22 protein-coding genes and 2 tRNA genes are annotated in these 17,796 nt (G+C 36.2%); 10 read left to right on the top strand and 14 right to left on the bottom strand.

The window, feature by feature from the left end:
* Positions 1-35 precede the first annotated feature (35 nt).
* Together BUE84_RS24890 and BUE84_RS23520 are read left to right on the top strand one after the other, a co-directional pair.
* The gene (locus tag BUE84_RS24890; RefSeq protein ID WP_238594321.1) at positions 36-254 is read left to right on the top strand and encodes a four helix bundle protein; all 219 of its coding nucleotides are present in this window, start codon (positions 36-38) and stop codon (positions 252-254) included.
* 222 nt (positions 255-476) lie between these two features.
* On the top strand, positions 477-869 hold the full coding sequence (locus tag BUE84_RS23520) for a hypothetical protein (RefSeq protein WP_062672909.1): 393 nt from the start codon (positions 477-479) through the stop codon (positions 867-869).
* Positions 870-884: 15 nt separating this feature from the next.
* Here BUE84_RS23520 and BUE84_RS23515 read toward each other — a convergent pair whose 3' ends face one another.
* The 4 genes from BUE84_RS23515 to BUE84_RS23500 form a co-directional block, all read right to left on the bottom strand.
* Entirely contained in the window at positions 885-1,775 is an 891-nt protein-coding gene (locus tag BUE84_RS23515; protein WP_079243733.1) for a ferric siderophore ABC transporter substrate-binding protein, read from the bottom strand.
* A 35-nt stretch (positions 1,776-1,810) separates the two neighbouring features.
* Positions 1,811-2,209, bottom strand: a complete 399-nt coding sequence (locus BUE84_RS23510; RefSeq protein WP_047426583.1) for an ExbD/TolR family protein — start codon at positions 2,207-2,209, stop codon at positions 1,811-1,813.
* A gap of 12 nt (positions 2,210-2,221) precedes the next feature.
* Positions 2,222-2,926, bottom strand: a complete 705-nt coding sequence (locus BUE84_RS23505; protein WP_047426580.1) for a MotA/TolQ/ExbB proton channel family protein — start codon at positions 2,924-2,926, stop codon at positions 2,222-2,224.
* Between the two features lie 172 nt (positions 2,927-3,098).
* Positions 3,099-3,560: a hypothetical protein gene (locus tag BUE84_RS23500; protein WP_079243732.1), complete on the bottom strand. Its 462-nt coding sequence runs from the start codon at positions 3,558-3,560 to the stop codon at positions 3,099-3,101.
* Between the two features lie 169 nt (positions 3,561-3,729).
* Between BUE84_RS23500 and BUE84_RS23495 the strand changes: the two genes are divergently transcribed.
* Both BUE84_RS23495 and BUE84_RS23490 read left to right on the top strand, forming a co-directional pair.
* Positions 3,730-5,526, top strand: a complete 1,797-nt coding sequence (locus BUE84_RS23495; protein WP_079243731.1) for a DUF885 domain-containing protein — start codon at positions 3,730-3,732, stop codon at positions 5,524-5,526.
* An 81-nt stretch (positions 5,527-5,607) separates the two neighbouring features.
* Positions 5,608-6,054, top strand: a complete 447-nt coding sequence (locus BUE84_RS23490; protein WP_185117006.1) for a DinB family protein — start codon at positions 5,608-5,610, stop codon at positions 6,052-6,054.
* A gap of 178 nt (positions 6,055-6,232) precedes the next feature.
* On the opposite strand, the gene nth is transcribed toward BUE84_RS23490, so the two are convergent.
* Positions 6,233-6,853 carry an endonuclease III domain-containing protein gene (gene nth, locus BUE84_RS23485; protein WP_079243730.1) on the bottom strand — a complete coding sequence of 207 codons (621 nt, stop codon included), beginning with the start codon at positions 6,851-6,853 and terminating at the stop codon, positions 6,233-6,235.
* A gap of 33 nt (positions 6,854-6,886) precedes the next feature.
* Here nth and bcp point away from each other — a divergent pair, with 33 nt between their 5' ends.
* On the top strand, positions 6,887-7,336 hold the full coding sequence (gene bcp, locus BUE84_RS23480; protein WP_079243729.1) for a thioredoxin-dependent thiol peroxidase: 450 nt from the start codon (positions 6,887-6,889) through the stop codon (positions 7,334-7,336).
* Positions 7,337-7,427: 91 nt separating this feature from the next.
* Here bcp and BUE84_RS23475 read toward each other — a convergent pair whose 3' ends face one another.
* The 5 genes from BUE84_RS23475 to BUE84_RS23455 are packed head-to-tail and all read right to left on the bottom strand — an operon-like array spanning position 7,428 to position 11,624.
* Positions 7,428-7,961 carry a GNAT family N-acetyltransferase gene (locus tag BUE84_RS23475; RefSeq protein ID WP_079243728.1) on the bottom strand — a complete coding sequence of 178 codons (534 nt, stop codon included), beginning with the start codon at positions 7,959-7,961 and terminating at the stop codon, positions 7,428-7,430.
* Positions 7,930-8,592, bottom strand: a complete 663-nt coding sequence (locus BUE84_RS23470) for a hypothetical protein (RefSeq protein WP_079243727.1) — start codon at positions 8,590-8,592, stop codon at positions 7,930-7,932. Before BUE84_RS23470 ends, BUE84_RS23475 begins: the two co-directional genes overlap by 32 nt.
* A gap of 32 nt (positions 8,593-8,624) precedes the next feature.
* Positions 8,625-9,707: a mannose-1-phosphate guanylyltransferase gene (locus BUE84_RS23465; RefSeq protein ID WP_238594320.1), complete on the bottom strand. Its 1,083-nt coding sequence runs from the start codon at positions 9,705-9,707 to the stop codon at positions 8,625-8,627.
* A gap of 2 nt (positions 9,708-9,709) precedes the next feature.
* The gene (locus BUE84_RS23460; RefSeq protein ID WP_079243726.1) at positions 9,710-10,300 is read right to left on the bottom strand and encodes a SprT-like domain-containing protein; all 591 of its coding nucleotides are present in this window, start codon (positions 10,298-10,300) and stop codon (positions 9,710-9,712) included.
* A gap of 1 nt (position 10,301) precedes the next feature.
* A complete protein-coding gene (locus BUE84_RS23455) occupies positions 10,302-11,624 on the bottom strand; it encodes a TolC family protein (RefSeq protein WP_079243725.1) in 1,323 nt (440 codons plus the stop codon).
* A 183-nt stretch (positions 11,625-11,807) separates the two neighbouring features.
* Between BUE84_RS23455 and BUE84_RS23450 the strand changes: the two genes are divergently transcribed.
* The 5 genes from BUE84_RS23450 to BUE84_RS23430 all read left to right on the top strand — a co-directional run bounded on the left by BUE84_RS23450 (position 11,808) and on the right by BUE84_RS23430 (position 15,009).
* Positions 11,808-13,052 (top strand): bifunctional folylpolyglutamate synthase/dihydrofolate synthase, encoded by a 1,245-nt coding sequence (locus tag BUE84_RS23450; protein WP_079243724.1) that lies wholly within the window; start codon positions 11,808-11,810, stop codon positions 13,050-13,052.
* 42 nt (positions 13,053-13,094) lie between these two features.
* Positions 13,095-13,169: transfer RNA gene (locus BUE84_RS23445), tRNA-Val, on the top strand.
* A gap of 33 nt (positions 13,170-13,202) precedes the next feature.
* Positions 13,203-13,277: transfer RNA gene (locus tag BUE84_RS23440), tRNA-Val, on the top strand.
* A 61-nt stretch (positions 13,278-13,338) separates the two neighbouring features.
* A complete protein-coding gene (locus BUE84_RS23435; protein ID WP_079243723.1) occupies positions 13,339-13,818 on the top strand; it encodes a hypothetical protein in 480 nt (159 codons plus the stop codon).
* A gap of 69 nt (positions 13,819-13,887) precedes the next feature.
* Entirely contained in the window at positions 13,888-15,009 is a 1,122-nt protein-coding gene (locus tag BUE84_RS23430) for a hypothetical protein (protein WP_079243722.1), read from the top strand.
* Here the strand turns inward: BUE84_RS23430 and BUE84_RS23425 are convergent.
* From BUE84_RS23425 to BUE84_RS23410, 4 genes are read right to left on the bottom strand one after another with little or no spacing between them, the layout of a single operon-like run.
* Complete coding sequence (locus BUE84_RS23425) at positions 14,999-15,922, bottom strand: glycosyltransferase family 9 protein (RefSeq protein WP_079244027.1); 924 nt, start codon at positions 15,920-15,922, stop codon at positions 14,999-15,001. The two genes, BUE84_RS23430 and BUE84_RS23425, sit on opposite strands and share 11 nt — an antisense overlap.
* A gap of 50 nt (positions 15,923-15,972) precedes the next feature.
* The gene (locus BUE84_RS23420; RefSeq protein WP_079243721.1) at positions 15,973-16,392 is read right to left on the bottom strand and encodes a SufE family protein; all 420 of its coding nucleotides are present in this window, start codon (positions 16,390-16,392) and stop codon (positions 15,973-15,975) included.
* A gap of 44 nt (positions 16,393-16,436) precedes the next feature.
* Positions 16,437-17,534 carry a glycosyltransferase gene (locus tag BUE84_RS23415; protein ID WP_079243720.1) on the bottom strand — a complete coding sequence of 366 codons (1,098 nt, stop codon included), beginning with the start codon at positions 17,532-17,534 and terminating at the stop codon, positions 16,437-16,439.
* Positions 17,534-17,758, bottom strand: a complete 225-nt coding sequence (locus tag BUE84_RS23410; RefSeq protein WP_079243719.1) for a uroporphyrinogen decarboxylase — start codon at positions 17,756-17,758, stop codon at positions 17,534-17,536. Before BUE84_RS23410 ends, BUE84_RS23415 begins: the two co-directional genes overlap by 1 nt.
* Between the last annotated feature and the right edge of the window lie 38 nt (positions 17,759-17,796).

Raw genomic sequence — 17,796 nt, 5'->3', positions numbered from 1 at the left:
GTAGTTGCTAGTTTTTTACCGTTAAAAATGTATTAATGAGTTACGAAAAACTTGATATTTATAATATTGCTTTTGAGTTGTTTATTGAAACACATAAATTATCGCTCAAACTACCCAACTATGAATTATACGAACTAGGTAGCCAATTGAGACGATCAGCTGATTCAATTGTTACAAATATTGCAGAGGGATATGGAAGAAACTGTTACAAAGGTGATTTCATTAGGTTTCTCACCTACTCTCAGGCAAGTTGACGAAACAATTTGTCATCTATCGAAAATAACCAGACTTTATCCGGAATTACACTCAGACTTTAAAGAAAAATCAGAACAATACAAACTCTTAGGAGGAAAAATCAATAACTTTATAAAATACGTGCAGTTAAACTGGAGAACCTAACCCCAAACTAGCAACTAGCAACTAGCAACTAGCAACTAGCAACTAGCAACTAGCAACTAGCAACAAAATACCCTATTATGATTACAGATAAAGAATTTACCCTAAGACTTATTCGTCAATTAACCCAGGCATTAGAAAAACTGATTCTGGACAAACCTGAAGAAAGTTTAATGCAGAAAGAACTGGATTTTGATACGTTGATGAGGGACATCTTCAAGATGAGCTTTACAGAAGTTGCTTCTAAAACCAAAGAAGAAATGATCGCCATTGTCAATGAAAGACAGGAAAGAGATCACAAAGATTATTATGAAATGCTGGGAAATTTATTCTATTTCAACAGCAGACATGATCAGAATAAAGATTTTCAGGATAAAGCAAAGACATTCTACGAACTGTATCTTCAGACCAGTGGTATTTTTGCACTCCCAATTATCAACAGAATAAATGAATTAAAAAAAGCACTTGAATAAAGTGCTTTTGTATTTTTAGAATGTAATTTTATAAGTTCCGGTAGAAGAAGTATTGGCTTTTTCTGCTTTTACATATTTCTTAACCCAGGCTACAGATGTAGAGGCTACACAAGGATCTGAAACGCCTCCGGCTCTTCTTGCAGACACTACATTTCCTGCTTTATCTACGGTGTAAGCAATAGTAATTGATCCGCTTGCTGTACAACTGTGAGAGGGCTGTGCACCTCCTCTTCCCATTGTTCCGGGAATATAGCCTACCAGTTTTCTGTCGATCCCTACTTTACTATCTCCGTTTCCATCTCCTCCTAAAGGATCTCCTGCATTTCCAATGCCTTCACCAGTTCCCTGGCTTCCGGCTTTGGTTCCTCTTCCTTTGATCAGGTTTCCGATAGCTGCAGTTCCTTTTCCGTCTCCATTTCCCGTTTTTGAGTTAGCCGTAGCTGCCCCTGATTTTTTGGTATTTTTTGAAGCACTCGTGCTCGTGGCTTCTTTTTTCTCAGCTTTTTTGGATTCCTCTTTTTTAGGAACACTAGCTTTTGAATTATTTCCTGTAATGACTTTCTCCTTAACCTCAGTTTTCTTTGGTTCGGGAGTAGGAACCGGTTCTGGTTTTATAACTGTTTTTGTTTCCGGAACGGGAGTTTCTGCAGGCTCTGGAGTTACTTCTTCTGTTGCAGCGGCAAGACTTCCAGGCTGTTCAGCGGGTTCTTCAATCCCTTTTCCGTTTCTGTTGTCACCAAAGTTCACCAGCATGGTAGTAACGACTTCAGGGTCTTTATCCAGTTCAGGTTTTAATTTATACAAAAAAACAAAAAGCAGAATAGCAGCCCAGATGAGAATAGAAAGCAGTGCGCTCTTTACTCTATCTTTATTTTCTTCGTTTCTGTTTGCTGTATAGCTTTTCATCTTAAAACGTAATTCTTTCCGGAAATCCGGGTGTGTTATTTATCTTTAACGGTTGCAATGGCAATGTTAAATTTATATTTCTCAGCAATTTCCATTACAAAAACAACATCTTTGTGCAATGTGTTTTCATCAGCTCTGATCGTAAATGATTTATTGGGCTGGCTGGCTAATTTATCTACAATAATTTTCTCCAGTTCTCCTCTATTTGCAGGATTATCATCCACAAAGAATGAGCCATCCGGCTTGATGCTTACCGTCACAGGATTCGGAATATTATCGTCAACGGCTCCGGCTTTCGGCAGATTCACATCAATAGCGCTTTGATTGGCAGCTGATGAAGTAATCATAAAGAAAATCAGCATCAACAGGATAACGTCTGTCATCGCTGCTAAACTGAATTCCGGGTTTGCTTTATTTCTTCTTTGAATTTTCATCGTAAGAAAGATTTATAAAGGTTTGTTGATAAGGTCTAAAAATTCTCCTGACATATTCTGAGCTTTCAGGACAAATTTATCAATCCTTGTCAATAGAATATTATAACAGAAGTTAGCAGGAATCGCTACGGCTAAACCTACAGCGGTCTGTCCTAAAGCAGTATAGATCCCTTCTGAAAGTGTTTTCGGAGAGAAAGACCCTGTTGCGTGGGAAAGATTAAAGAAAGCAATAATCATCCCGATTACTGTACCTAAAAGTCCCAACATGGGTGCGATACTTGGTACTACAGCCAAAAGGTTCAGGTTTTTTTCCATATTGGCAACCTCTACCTGTGCCTGCGATTCCATAGCACTCACAATATCAGAAACTGGACGTCCTAATCTTGAAATTCCCTTTTCTAAAATTCTTCCTTCAGGAGAGTTTTGCGTTTTGCAATAATCGGCTGCTGCCTCTATTTTTCCGGCCTTGATGAAGTCTTCGATATTGTTCATAAAGTTGGAATCTGTTTTTGAGGTCAGCCTTTTGATAAAGAAAAATCTTTCAAAAAACAGATATAGAGAAAACACTCCCAATAGTAATACAGTGACCATCACTATTTTAGCGAAAGCTCCTCCGTGGAACATAATTTTCCAGAAGGAGAACTCTAAGTTGTCTGCAGCAACTGCAGGAGTAGCGATTTGTGCAAATAAAATCTGAGAAAGTTCCGTTAACAGCATTAAATGTAAATTTTATTAAATTTCAACGACAAATGTAGGAGAATATTATGAATTGAACTCTTAAAAATTGCTTAAAAACAACTTAAAATTTGTTACAATTTTGTAAACAGCAAATTTCTTTCCAAAAATAATTTTGAAAAGAAATTGGATAATAAAAGAATGATGGCAGTGACTAATCTTCGTCTACCTCAATATCATCCTGCCCGAACTCACATTTTAATCTAAAAGGAATCGGAGTATCTGATCCGGTATAGAAATCATCAATGGTCCCTTTCCAGATGACCTGAAGCTCCCCTTCTTCATTTCTTTCAAAAAGAAGCTCATTGTCATAGATATAGGCCTCTTCATCATCGAAAAGATCTACTTCTGTATAAGTTTCTTCATCAGAATCATTGATTTTGATTGTTTTTCCTTCAATTTCCGTCGACTCGATAGGGAAATCGAACACTTCAAGTGAAAGCTGTGGAAAGTTGTACTGTAATGAATCATCATCTACGTGATCCAAACTGTCATCCGTAATCACTTCAACCTCTAAAAAGTGTTGCTGGTTGCTGTAAATTGCCTTACAATAAGTATTTCTGATATTGTATTTTAGCGTCTCCTCCGGATGGTAAATTTTTAAAATCCCTTTCATTTTTTCTTAAAAAAGAACTGTAATAATATGATTGTTAAACGTTTTAGACAAAGATAAAAAATTGATTCAAAGTTAAAAGGATTTTGAAAATAATTTTTTTAAATCAATGCAAACAATAAGTCTGGATCTCCCAATAATACTTATTTTTGTTTTCATAAAGATTCTGAAAATGAAAAACATTTTATCGAAAAGTATTCTTGGATTAGGATTGATGATCGGTCTTGCTTCCTGCAAAAAATCGGATTCTCCCCTTACAAAAGTAACGCCCAGCAACCTGGATTCTATCGCTTCAAACTATTATGAGCAGTATCTTAAACTATATCCTTTAGATGCTACCGCACAAGGAGATACAAGATATAACGATCAGCTTCCTATCAATATTGATAAAGATTTTATCTCAGGAGAAATAGCATTCTACAATTCTGTGCAGAAACAGCTGGAACATGTAGATTATAAAACTCTTTCTGATGAAGATAAAGTAGTGTATGATGTGTTGGATTATACTTTGAAAGATAAAACTGAGGCCTATGCCTATCATCCGGAATATATTCCTTTTACCCAATTTGGAGGACTGCCGCTTACGTTCCCATTGTATGGAAGCGGAGAAGGAAATCAGCCTTTTAAAACAGAAAAAGACTACAGCGACTGGCTGAAAAGAATGGAAAAATTCCCTGACTGGATGAATGCAGCTACAGATAACTTCCGTGAGGGAATCAACAATAAAGTAGTGCTTCCTAAAAAACTGGTTGTCAAGATGATTCCTCAGATGAGAGCAGAGGAAATCACTACTTCCGATATGGAAAAGAATATTTTCTATGGCCCTATAAGAAAATTCCCCAAAAGCTTAACTCAAGCTCAGAAAGATAAATTTTCAGCTCTTTACAAAGATATTATCATCAAAAAAATCATTCCCGCTTATACTAAAATGGGAACATTTTTAGAAAAAGAATACCTTCCGAAAGCAAGGGATACAGATGGATACAACAATCTTCCTAACGGAAATGAGATTTACAATTATTATGTAAAAAGCTGGACAACCACTAAGAAATCTCCTGAAGAAATTAATAAAATCGGACTTCAGCAGGTAGCTATGCTTCGTGCAGAAATGGAAAAAGTAAAACAACAGGTAGGCTTTACAGGAACTCTTGAAGAGTTTATCACTTTTGTAAAAACGGATCCAAAGGCAATGACTTATAAAACGTCTAAAGAGGTTTTAAATGCATTCAACGGAATCTTAACGAAAATCACTCCGAAGCTGAAAACAATGTTTAATGTAACGCCAAAAACAAAGTTTGAGATCAGACAGACAGAGAAATTCAGAGAGGCAAGTGCCAGTGCCGAATATATGCCGGGAACTCCGGATGGGAAAAGAGCAGGGATATTTTATGTTCCGCTTCCGGATCCTACAAAATTCAATGTTACTTCAGGAATGGAATCTCTTTTCCTTCATGAAGCCATTCCAGGGCACCACTATCAGGTTTCTCTTCAGCAGGAAAACACAAAGCTTCCTAAGTTCATGAGATTTGGATGGTTTGGTGCATACGGCGAAGGATGGGCACATTATTGTGAGACATTAGGCCCTGAATTCGGTTTATACACAGATCCTTACCAGAAAATGGGTTACCTGAGTGATCAGATGCTGAGAGCGGTAAGACTTGTTGTAGATACAGGACTTCATACCGGAAAAATGTCAAGAGAAGAGGCGATCAAGTATTTCCTAAGCAATATTTCTTATGATGAAGGAGCAGCTGTAGCAGAAGTTGAACGTTATATGGCAATGCCGGGACAAGCTCTGGGCTACAAAATAGGGTCTTTAAGAATCCGTGAACTGAGAGAAAAATACCAAAAAGAACTGGGAAGCAAATTCAATCTGGCAAGCTTTCATGATGAAGTATTGAGCCAGGGATGTCTTCCTTTGGATGTTTTGAACAGAAAGATGGAGCTTTGGGCTAAAAAACAAAAATAAAATTATATTAATAAAAAAGGGTACCGATTGAACGAAGTACCCTTCTTTTTTATTTCATTCTTCTAAATAAACAAAATTGATATGATCACAGAAAGCCTCAGATCTCTTTTCAACAGAGATTTAAATAAATTAAAAACAGAGATAGAAGCCTATCAAAATGAAGAAAATCTTTGGAAAACTGATAAAAACATTTCCAATTCTGCTGGTAACCTAACCCTTCATCTGGTTGGAAATATCAATCATTTTATAGGAGCACAGCTTGGAAACACGGGCTACATCAGACATCGTGAGCTGGAATTTTCTTTAAAAGATGTTCCAAGAGCTGAACTTATTGAAAAAGTACAAGCCACCATAGCAATGATAGATTCTGTTCTGCCCCAATTGTCTGAAGAAGATCTTAAAAAAGAATATCCTTTGATTGTCTTTGAAAGCAAAATGACCACAGATTACTTTCTTATTCATCTGGTTGCTCATCTGGATTATCATTTGGGGCAGATCAATTACCATAGAAGGTTACTGGACATTTAATCCATCAATAAAAATTAACGCAACGATCACAAAGTAATTGTTGCGTTTTCTTTTTCGTTCGCAAGGACGTTTCACTCAGCTAGGGAAATATTGCCTTTGCTAAAAGAAGTGCCTTTGCGAGCTATTTCAACGTAATTTTTTACAAAACCCTTACGAGCATAGCGCTAAAATCAATGAATTATTTCTCAAACAGCATTTTCGTAATAAAATCCTTCTCTCCTTTTCCTCTTGCCGGAGAATATTCTCTTCCATAGAAAATGATCTGGAGGTGAAGTTTGTTCCATACTTCTTCAGGGAATAAATTTTTAGCATCACGCTCTGTTTCCACCACATTTTTTCCGGAAGTAAGTTTCCATTGTGTCATCAGACGATGAATGTGTGTATCTACCGGAAAAGCAGGAAATCCAAATCCCTGGCTCATAACAACAGAAGCTGTCTTGTGCCCTACTCCAGGAAGTGCTTCTAATTCCTCATAAGTCTGTGGAACAATACCATTATGCCTTTCTAACAGAAGCTCAGCCATTCTCTTCAGGTTTTTAGCTTTTGTATTGGAAAGTCCGATTTCTTTGATCAGTTCTTTGATTTCAAATTCTTCAAGCTTAGCCATTCTTTGAGGAGTTCCTGCCACGGTAAAAAGATCAGGCGTAACCTGGTTAACTTTTTTATCCGTAGTCTGCGCAGAAAGTGCTACAGCAACCATTAATGTATAAGGATCGGTATGATCTAACGGAATAGGTGTAGTGGGATATAATTTTTCCAGTTCTATCTGAACGAGCTCAGCTCTTTGTTTTTTTGTCATGTATGCCTTAAATTTGAACAAAATTAAATCATTATGCTGAAAGTTGGAGATAAATTACCTGAATTTGAAGGATTCAATCAAGACGGAGAAACAGTAACCTCATCAAAATTAATTGGAAAAAAACTGGTCGTTTTCTTCTATCCGCAAGCGAATACACCAACCTGTACAGTGGAAGCCTGTAACCTGAGCGATAATTATTCTAAGCTTGAAAAAGCAGGGTTTCAATTACTGGGAGTAAGCGGTGACACAGTAAAGAAACAGAAAAATTTCCATAGCAAATTTGCATTCCCATATGATCTTATCGCAGATGAAAAACGAGATATTATCGAAAAATTCGGGGTATGGCAGGAGAAAAAAACGTTTGGAAAAACGTATATGGGAATTGTAAGAACCACTTTTATTTTTGATGAAAATGGAGTTTGTACAAGAGTGATTGAAAAAGTAACTTCAAAGACTGCTGCTGAGCAGATTCTGGAAGGTTAATTCTTTTTTGAAACACCAATGTCACAAATGCTTTCACAAATAACACGATTTATATCACTGTGTTATTTGTGAAAGTATTTTTTTGTCTTTATTATTCCGTTTCGTAGTAATTTAATTCTTCTGTTTCACCGGGAAGTGTAACGTGCTTTTTAAACCTTAACCCCAGCTTTTCGATCAGTTTTTGGGAAGAAATATTATCTTTTGAAATGATGGCAGATATTTTTGTTAATCCAAAGTCATCCATGCCAATAGATTTAACCTTCTGAGCAGCTTCATAAGCATATCCCTTACCTTCGAACTCTTCCAGAAGAGAATATCCTATATCGACGATATCCAGCCCTTCCCTTTCGAAGATTCCCACTGCACCTACTTTTTCATTTCCGTCTTTTGTTACTAAAAGATAGTTTCCAAATCCCAGTCTTTCAATCTGTGGAGCAAATCTGTTGAGAATATAATTTTCAGCATCTTCAATGGAATTTACATTGCGGTTGCCGATATGTTGAATGAATTTTGGTCTGTTATAAAGTTCAAAGACAAAATCTTTGTCTTCACGGGACATAGGGCGAAGGATTAATCGCTCAGTCTCATAGGTATTATTTGCGCTTGGGTGTTTTTTTGGGCTCATCTTTCTTTGGTTCTTCTTTTTTTTCGATTTTTAAAAGTCTCGGGTTATTAGCACATTTTTTATTGTAAAGCTCAATATAAGTTCCATTGTCTTTGACATTGCTTACAGCACCTGTAGATTTATTGACTGTGACTGTATAATGTGTTTTCTGGTATGGACATTCTTTTGAGGTTAGTTTTCCAAGGTCCAAATAGTAATTCGACTTATCTTCATGATAATTACCAGCAAGGTCCTTAAACTCCTCATCTACCATATATCCGTCAGCAGCTAATACAATAGCTGCTTCCTGAGCATTATCAATTCTATCTACAAATTTCTTCAATCCTTCGACATCCGTAATGTAATTTACTTTACCTCCTTCCGAATAAGCGATATAATAAAAGCTGTCTTCACTAGGGAAAAGATTGAATCCTGAGAATTGAGGAGTATAGTCTACCTTACCCGAAATCTTTATTTCCTGTCCTTTCCCATAGCTGTTGTATACCAACACCCATGAATCTGCCCTATTACCAGGGTTGATCTGCTGCAAAATAGCAGGAATGCTTGAAAACTTTTTCTTCTCCTGGGCAAATCCCAAGACTCCCAAAAGTAAAAATGTAAGAATTGTAAATCGGGTTGCAGTTTTAATCATAATTTAAAAATCAGCAGAAAATATACCAAATATTACATAAACTTCTCGCCTTTCTTAAAGTTTTTTAAGTCAAGAACATAATCTTTAATGAGCTGATCATTATCTCGAGGGCAGATAAGAAGCGCTTTATCTGTATCTACAACAATGTAGTTTTCAAGACCGTCAATGATCACTGCCTTGTTATTGTTCTTTAAACGGATGATATTCCCTTTTGAATTATAAGAAAGTAAATGTTTCAGTTTTACAGCATTTCCGTCTTTATCTTTTTCTGTATTTTCATATACGGAAGTCCATGTACCAAGATCACTCCAGCCTAAGTCTGAAGGAATCACGTAAACATTCTTTGCCTTCTCTAAAATCCCGTTATCAATGGAGATTTTCTGAACCTTTGGATAGATTGTTTCAATGCAGTTGTTTTCTTTTTCGGAGTTGTACTCACAAGCCATAAAATGCTGCATCATCTCAGGAAGATAGAGATCAAAAGCATGGTGGATACTTTTCACATTCCATACAAAAATTCCTGCATTCCAAAGGAAATCACCACTTTCCAAAAAGCTTTGGGCAATTTCAAGAATAGGTTTTTCTGTGAATGTTTTTACTTTAAAATATTCTGATCCTTTTTTTTCTACAAACTGAATATAGCCATAACCCGTGTCGGGTCTTGTTGGAGTTATCCCTAATGTTACCAGATAATCATGCTGTGAAGCCACCTCAAATGCCAGCTCCACTTTTTCCAGAAATACGTCCTCTTTAAGGATCAGATGATCTGCCGGCAATACAATCATTGTGGCATCCGGATTAATCTCAGCAATTTTGTTAGCCATATACAGATTACAAGCTGCTGTATTCTTCATCAACGGCTCACCCACAATATTCTCTTCAGGAATTTCCGGAAGCTGCTGATGGGAAACAGGAACATATTCTTTATTCGTGATCACGAATATCTGCTCTTTAGGAATTACCTTGCTGATTCGGTCATAGGTCTGCTGAATCATAGTACGCCCGGTTCCTAAAATATCCTGAAACTGTTTTGGAAATTTCTGCGTGCTCATAGGCCAGAACCGGCTTCCGATTCCCCCCGCCATTATAACGCAGTATCTATCTGATTTTAACATTCTTAGCTACATTTTTCTACCCTCGCTAAAGGCTTGAAAGAATACTTCCTTCCAGTAGCCAGGTTCTTACAAAGATAGTTTTTTTTAACCAGACCTTCTAATAAATACTTTTCGTTGCGATAGATAAAAAATTCTCCCTTTTTAAGTTCCTCGATAAATTGAAGAGTATCATCCTGTTTCTCAGTATGGAAATATCTTACCAGATCAGGGCTTGCCATGAAATTGGCTTTGGGTGATTTTGAAAATTTTATGATGATAGGTTTGAGTTCTTCATCATAAATCTCAAGACTTTCCAGGAGCATATTTCTGAAAGTTTCTTTCCATTCGTTGCCATGGGGAGAAATTCTTCGTCCATATTTTTCGAAAGCAATCAGATGGGCAAGCTCATGAGTGAGTACAAAGAAAAAAAGCTGCGGGGTAAGGGTAGAGTTTACCGTAATTTCATGAGAATTGTCCGGAAGTTTTCTGTAATCTCCCAGCTTTGAATTTCTGTTTCTTGTGACCTTTATATGTATATAGTAATCTGAAAACCAGAGTCTTAAATATTTAAGAGTATTTTGAGGTAAGTATTTTTCTAATGATTTGATTGGCATTTTACAAACTTAATGGAATTCCTGCATAGAAATTCAATAGTTTAAGACTAAAAAGATAATTATATTTTGCCTGCGCTACTGATCCCTGTGCATTTGCATAATTATTTCTCGCCACATTGACGTCATAGATGGTTGTTCTTCCCGCAGTATAACTTTTATCAGCAAAATCAAGAGCCAGTTTCGAGCTTTTTTCTGCTTCTACTGCTGACAGGTAGGTTTCATAATTGGCATCAGCATCAAACTGTGCTTTCTGTACGTTTTGTCTTACAGTCTGTTTCTGTTGTTCCAGGGAATTCTTAGCTAAACTTTCATTTATTTTAGACTGTTCTACCTGAAGTTTTGTTTTTCCTTTATTGAAGATAGGAATATTAAGTGATAATCCTACATTTTGTCCAAACTGATCTTTGTATTGTTCAAAAAAAGTTCCCTGAATAGTACCTGGCATAGGATCAAACTGCCTGTTATAGAAAGTATTAAGACCTGCACTGGCTGTTAACGTTGGCCAGAATGCTGTTTTGGTTACCTCAGTTTGTGCTTCGGCAGATCTTATGCGGCTTTCCGCTGCTTTGATCTGCGGTTGTATCTCATACGCCGTTGTAAGCACTTCATCTGCGGTAGTAAGCTGCAACTCAAGTTTTTCCGGAATATTCACATCTTCCACATCAAAACCCTTATAATCCGAAAGCTGTAAAAGCTGAACGATGGCAAACAAAGCACGGCCTACATTTACTTCTGCTGTTTTAAGATTTTGTTTTTCTCTTGCCAATGCAGCTTCAGCCTCTGCAAGAACCGTTTGGGAAGTTGTTCCAACCTGAGTTGTAATTTTAGCTCTGTCAAATTGTTTCTGCGCATTATCCACGGCACTCTGAGAGATTTTAACAATCTCTTTATTCAACAAAGTGGTCAGATATTGCTGAGCAATCTGAAGAGAAATATCATTTTTAATGGTTTCAATGTCATATTGACTTGCTTCTACATCAAACTGAGCCTTCCTTATATTCTTCTCTAGTCTTCCATTATTATAAACCAGGATATCGGCTCCCAGCCCCACACTGTTATTGAATCTATCGTTTCTAAAGCTTCCGGCTCCTAATGATCCTTGCCCGAAACTCACTCCAGTCGTAACACTCCCAGATAGGGAAGGTAAATATTCTTTTTGGGCTGCTTTAAGGTTGTATTCTTGGTTTTGTTTGTTATACTGATTTTGGATAACCTGAAGATTATGCTCAACTGCATAGCTTACACATTCTTTTAAGGACCATTTCTTCTGAGCGCTTAAACCCAGATAACCTAATCCAAAAACGATGATCCAAACTTTTTTCATATTGTATATGTTTATTTGTTTTTAATGGTCATATGGAATCGTGTTATCTTCATGAGTAGTATACCATGTAAATCACAGCGATTTCATATTAAGATTTTTCAATATTAGACGAATTAAATATAAAAAAGTTACAGATTGAAAAATTATATTTTATTTTAAAAAAACTTTTGGGAATTTTGCACTATGACAAATGAACAATATCAGGAAGCTATCGACTGGCTTTTCGTACAGATGCCCAACTATCAAATAGATGGACAGAAGGCTTATAAACCTGGGCTTGATAACATTACAAAGCTTTGTGCTTTCTTTGGAAATCCTCAGGATAAAATAAAATGTATTCACATTGGCGGTACTAATGGAAAAGGTTCTTCAAGCAATATGCTGGCATCGGTTCTTCAGGAAGCTGGTTATAAAACCGGATTATACAATTCTCCGCACCTTATAGACTTCACGGAGCGAATAAAGGTGAATGGAAAAAACTGTAATAAAGAATTTGTCTTTGATTTTATTCAAAAATTAAAAACGATTCCGGAAGATATCCGTCCCTCTTTCTTCGAGTTTACAACCATCATGGCTTTTGAATATTTTTATCAGCAGCAGGTAGATTTTGCCATTATTGAAGTAGGATTGGGAGGAAGACTGGATTCCACAAATATTATCAATCCATTGATTTCGGCTATTACTAATGTTCAGCTGGATCATCAGAATATTCTTGGAGATACCATCGAAGAAATTGCCACCGAGAAAGCTGGAATTATTAAAAGCAATATCCCTATTATTTCCGGTGACGAGAATGAAGCCGTTAGAAATATCATTCAGGAGAAAGCAACGAAAGAAAATGCACCGTTTATAGATGCTACTCTTATAAATACCAACCTTGAATCTGATCTGAAAGGAAATTACCAGAAAAAGAATATCAGGGTTGTCTTAGCTGCGGTAGAAGAATTAAAAAAACTGGGAGTCCTTATTTCTGATGAAGATCTTGAAAACGGATTGCTTCATGTTCATCAGAATACAGGATTTATTGGCCGTTGGTTTGAGTTTTCACAAAATCCGCTTACGATTTGTGATACGGGGCACAATCAGGCAGGTTTGGAGTATGTTTTTTCACAATTAAATTCAATTAACAAACACAAGCATGTTATTTTGGGGTTTGTGAACGACAAAAAAATAGATGATGTGATGAAACTACTTCCTGAAAATTCTGAGTTCTATTTTGCAAAACCATCCATTAACAGGGGAAGACATCCCGAAGATTACGAAAACCTGCTTAAGGAGGCGAAAATTTTTTATAAAATTTTTGACTCCGTACAGGAAGCGTATCTGTCTGCAAAAGAACGATGTACAAACGAAGAAATGATTTTTATTGGCGGAAGCAACTTTGTAGTGGGAGATTTTTTGGGAAAAAATTTGGAGATTAAAGAATAAGTCGTATATTTGCACCACTCTAAACAAGAGAACAAGTCTAGAGGGTTCTTAGCTCAGTTGGTTCAGAGCATCTGGTTTACACCCAGAGGGTCGGGGGTTCGAATCCCTCAGGACCCACAGAAAAGGAAACGAAACCTTTCAAAAAAATTCGGGTTCTTAGCTCAGTTGGTTCAGAGCATCTGGTTTACACCCAGAGGGTCGGGGGTTCGAATCCCTCAGGACCCACAAAAAATCTCTCAGATTTCTGGGAGATTTTTTTATTTTTATCCTGATCAATATTTCTGCGATGAAACCAATATTTGTATTTCTAATTTTTCTTTTATTTTTTTCAAAAAACTATTCTCAAATAATTATTGAAAGAGCAGTGATTACAAAAAACTCAGGCAATGCAGATCCAAATTTTGATAACGCCAGAAGATTTGAAAGCTCCTTAGATATTAAAAATATGGATTATATTAATCCGGAACAGGTATATTCAAAGATTTTTATTTTTATTGGTGATAATAAAGTTTTCTATCAGGAGTGCTATCCTTCCGAAAAAGTTAAGTTAATCAACCATTCAATAAGAGATTCTAATTTCGAGAGAATATTAAAAAAAGAAACTTTTACATTTAAAATCCAAAAAAAATCTCTCATTCTCAAAAACACTAAAAATAACTCCGAATTAATTCTGAGAATAGATAAATCTGGAGAATATGTAAAGTTAATTAATGAAAAAACAAAAGATATCTATATAGCATTAGAGAAAAAAATACCTGAAAAATAAAAATCTGAGATTAGTAATCCTTTAGTGATATTCTTACCTTTGTCACTTTGGTATTAAACATCCGTTTTTTTGAATAAATTCCATATCATATCATTCAATTATCCCTACCCTCCTTCTTATGGTGGAATCATTGATGTGTATTATAAAATCAAGGCTTTATCTGATCTTGGAATAAAAATTCACCTACATTGTTTTGTAGACCAGATCCCTGATAAGATTGATCCGGAAGTCAAAGAGATTACGGAAAATGTGTCTTTTTATCAAAAGAAAAAGAACCCTTTGCTTTATTTCTCGTCAACTCCTTTCGCAGCTGCTATCAGAAATTCTGAAGAACTCATTAAAAATCTGGAAAGGAATAAAGCACCTATCCTGTTCGAAGGCCTACAGACAACCTCTATAATACGGTTTCTGAGAAATAATGACCACCAATTCTATCTTCGCTACCATAATAACGAAACAGAGTATTATAAAGGTCTTTCTGTGTCAGAGAAAAACATATTCAAAAAGCTCATCTACAAAATTGAATCTTTAAAGCATACCAGATATCAGAAAAAACTTTTAAAGAAATTTGAAGCCGTATTCTGCCTGTCTGAAAAGGAATATAATGAAGTAGAAACTTATTCGGGAAATGCCCATCTGATTCATATCTTTCATGGTAATGAATCGGTAAAGGAATTGGATACAAAAGGAAAGTATTTTCTTTTTCATGGAGACCTTAGTACCGCTGACAACAAAAGAGCATTGAATGAGACTATTGACTTATTTAAAACCCTTCCACAATATCAATTAATTGTAGCCTCAGATCGTGCCACTGAAGATATTAAAAGAAAGATTTCCACAGTTGAAAACATCAGCCTCACTCCTATTCAGACCACTGAAAATCTTCTTAGGCTTCTGAAAGATGCTCATGGCAATATCTTGATTTCTTATCAGAATTCGGGCACAAAAGTGAAGCTTTTTAATACGCTTTACAACAGCCGTTTTGTCATCATCAGTGAAAATATTACAGATGATCCTATTTTGAAGAGTGTATGCCTGTTTGGATCTGATATGAATGAAATTCGCCAACGAATTATCACCTCAGCTGAAAAAGAGTATCACGACACCGAAAAGAGAAAGGAAGTCTTAGAAAAAAAACATTCCGATAAAGCTAAGGCTCATGAGATGCTAAAGATTATTTTTAAAAATTAATCCTGTCCACCACTTTCTGAATATTGAATTCTTCAAGGCAGGCCCAGTCGCCTCTGTAACATTCTTTATCTCCAAAAACCGAACATGGTCTGCAGCTCAGATCTTTCACCTGAACAACATCTTCTTCACTCTGCCCAAATCCTAAAAATCCTGCATATGGATGAGTCGCTCCCCAAATAGAAACACATCTCGTTCCTACAAGACTTGCAAGATGCATATTGGCAGAATCCATAGATATCATCAGTTTGAGCCCGGCAATATAATTGAGTTCTTCTGTAAGGTTTAATTTTCCGGCAAGGTTTTTTGTATTAGGAATCTCTTCTTCCCATTTTTCAAGAGTTTCCGTTTCTTTTTTACCTCCTCCAAAGAAATATACTGTATGTTTCTGAGCCAGAATCCTAACCAGTTCATAGGATTTCTCCAAAGGAAGCATTTTTCCTTTATGCTGAGCAAAAGGAGCAAACCCAATTCCTGATTTTTGTTCTGAAACCGGTCTTAATTGATGAGAGAGTTCAACTTTGAATCCCATTTCACGGAAAACGTCAGCGTAGCGTTCTACGGTTTTTTTCAGTTGCACTTTTTCCAGGTTCCAGACATCCGTAAGATGTTCTTTCTCCTCTTTACCTTTGTTTATCTTAAAAACCTTAAGTCCTTTTCTTCTGTATATCCTGTCTAAAATCTTCGTTCGGATTACATCATGAAGGTTAGCAATACAATCCGGATTAAATTCACGGATCAGTTCATTGCTAAGTTTCCTTAATCCAAAAAAGCCTTTGTAATCATCCAGATCAATCCCCTTAAAAGTTACATTAGGAACTCCCGCAAAAAGAGCCTCAAAATTTTTCCTGGAAACCATAATAATTTCCACACCGGGGTTCTGCTCCAGAAATTCTCTGAAAACAGGCACAGTCATCGCAACATCTCCGAATGCGGAAAAACGATATGCTAAAATTCTGGTCACGGCTATGATTTCAGTTGGTAAGCAACTGCATAAAACTTGATCTGCTTTGTCATCGCCATCAGTCCGTTCGCTCTGGAAGGTGAAAGAAATTCCTGTAATCCTATTTCTGCAATAAAATCAAAATCAGAATCCAGAATTTCCTGAGTGGAATGTCCACTGTAAATACTTACTAAAAGAGAAACGATCCCTTTTGGTAGAATACCATCAGAATCTGCATTAAAGAAAAGTTTCCCGTCTTTAAATTCAGCATCAATCCAAACTTTGCTCTGGCAGCCCTTAATCAGATTTTCTTCGGTTTTCTTATCTTCAGCTAAGCCTTTCAGTTCTTTTCCAAGATCAATGATATACTCATACTTTTGCTCCCAATCGTCAAGAAAAGCGAATTCGTCTATTATTTCCTGCTGTTTTTCTTTAATGGTCATTTTAAATCAAATTTCTTTTGCAAAGATAACCAATTTTGTAAAAATTATTTACGTGATGCTTTTTCAAAAAGTTGCAGGATTTTTGTTTCTTCATTCTCCCAGCAAAAAACATCTGCTGCCTTATTTAATTCGCTTTGATAACGCTGTCTTCCTCTCTGAAGAACAAGATTAATTGCTTTCTCAATGGTTTCAGGCTGATGATCCGGAATAATTTCTCCTACATCAAATTGATTTTTTATCCTTTGCATCTCCGGAAAATTAATCATCACAAGCGGCACTCTCGATTGGATATAGTCACAAACCTTATTAGGAAGTGAATAATAGTAACTTACTCCATTGTTTTCTTCAAGACTGAATCCTGCATCAGCTGTTCTGGTTATTTCCCTGAGGTTTTCCGGTTTCAGCTTGCCCAGGAAAAATACTTTATCCTGCAGTTTTTCCTGAATAACAAGTTCCTCATATTCTTTTTTCTTCGGCCCATCCCCTGCAATTTTCAGAACAGCATCTTTAATGTGATGCATGGCGACAATCATTTTTTCTATACCTCTGGATTGATTAATCGCTCCCTGATATAAAATAATTTTTGGATGATTCTCAGGAATTTCCGGTACAGAAAGAATTTTTCTCGGAATATTTCTAACCACTACAGGATTCACATTGTATTGCTCATGAAACCATTCGGCATAGCTTTCACTTTCTGTCATCATCAGTTTCATATGAGGAACCAGCTTTCTTTCAAGCACTCTCCAGAATTTCTGAGAAAATCTGTTTTGAACGGATGGCATTTCTGTGAAAATTTCATGACTGTCAAAGACTAAAGGAATGTTCAGTTTTCTGGCAATGAGATAATTTGGCAGAAGTGCATCTATGTCATTAGCATGAAGGATAGTATCTTTGTCCGCTTTTTTCTTTAATTCTTTATAGAGTTTCCAGTTGAATTCAAAATAAGCAGTCTTCAGGCTTTTTGATTTCAATCTAATCCTTGAAAAGGAATAAGGACGCTCCATTTTTTCATTCCCTTCCCAGTCATTACCGATCAGATCTATGGAATAACCGTTATCAAAAAGGGTTTTGCACACCTTTTCTATCCGTTGGTCAGTATACAGATTACTAAAAGCAGAAGTAATTATTTTTTTCCTCATCAACTCTTCTTACCTAGTATTAAATGATAGATCTGAATGAAGCAGATTAATCCGTTTGGTATAATTACTGGCCAAAGCGGTCCGCTAAAGAAGCCATAAATGACAAAACAAATGCAGCCAATCATATTGACAATTCTGATTTTTCTTACATCTTTCAGTATGAAACTCAATACGATAAAAAGAGAAGCAGAATAGCCGATGTAAGTGGTAAGTTCAGGATTCATGGGGAAAATTTAAGGATAACAAACTTAATCATTTTCAA

Origin of the sequence: Chryseobacterium indologenes, from assembly GCF_002025665.1 — a bacterium.
Taxonomy (GTDB): Bacteria; Bacteroidota; Bacteroidia; order Flavobacteriales; family Weeksellaceae; genus Chryseobacterium; species Chryseobacterium metallicongregator.
The sequence above is the reverse complement of the archived record's forward strand: the minus strand, read 5'-3'. Positions and strand labels throughout refer to the sequence as shown.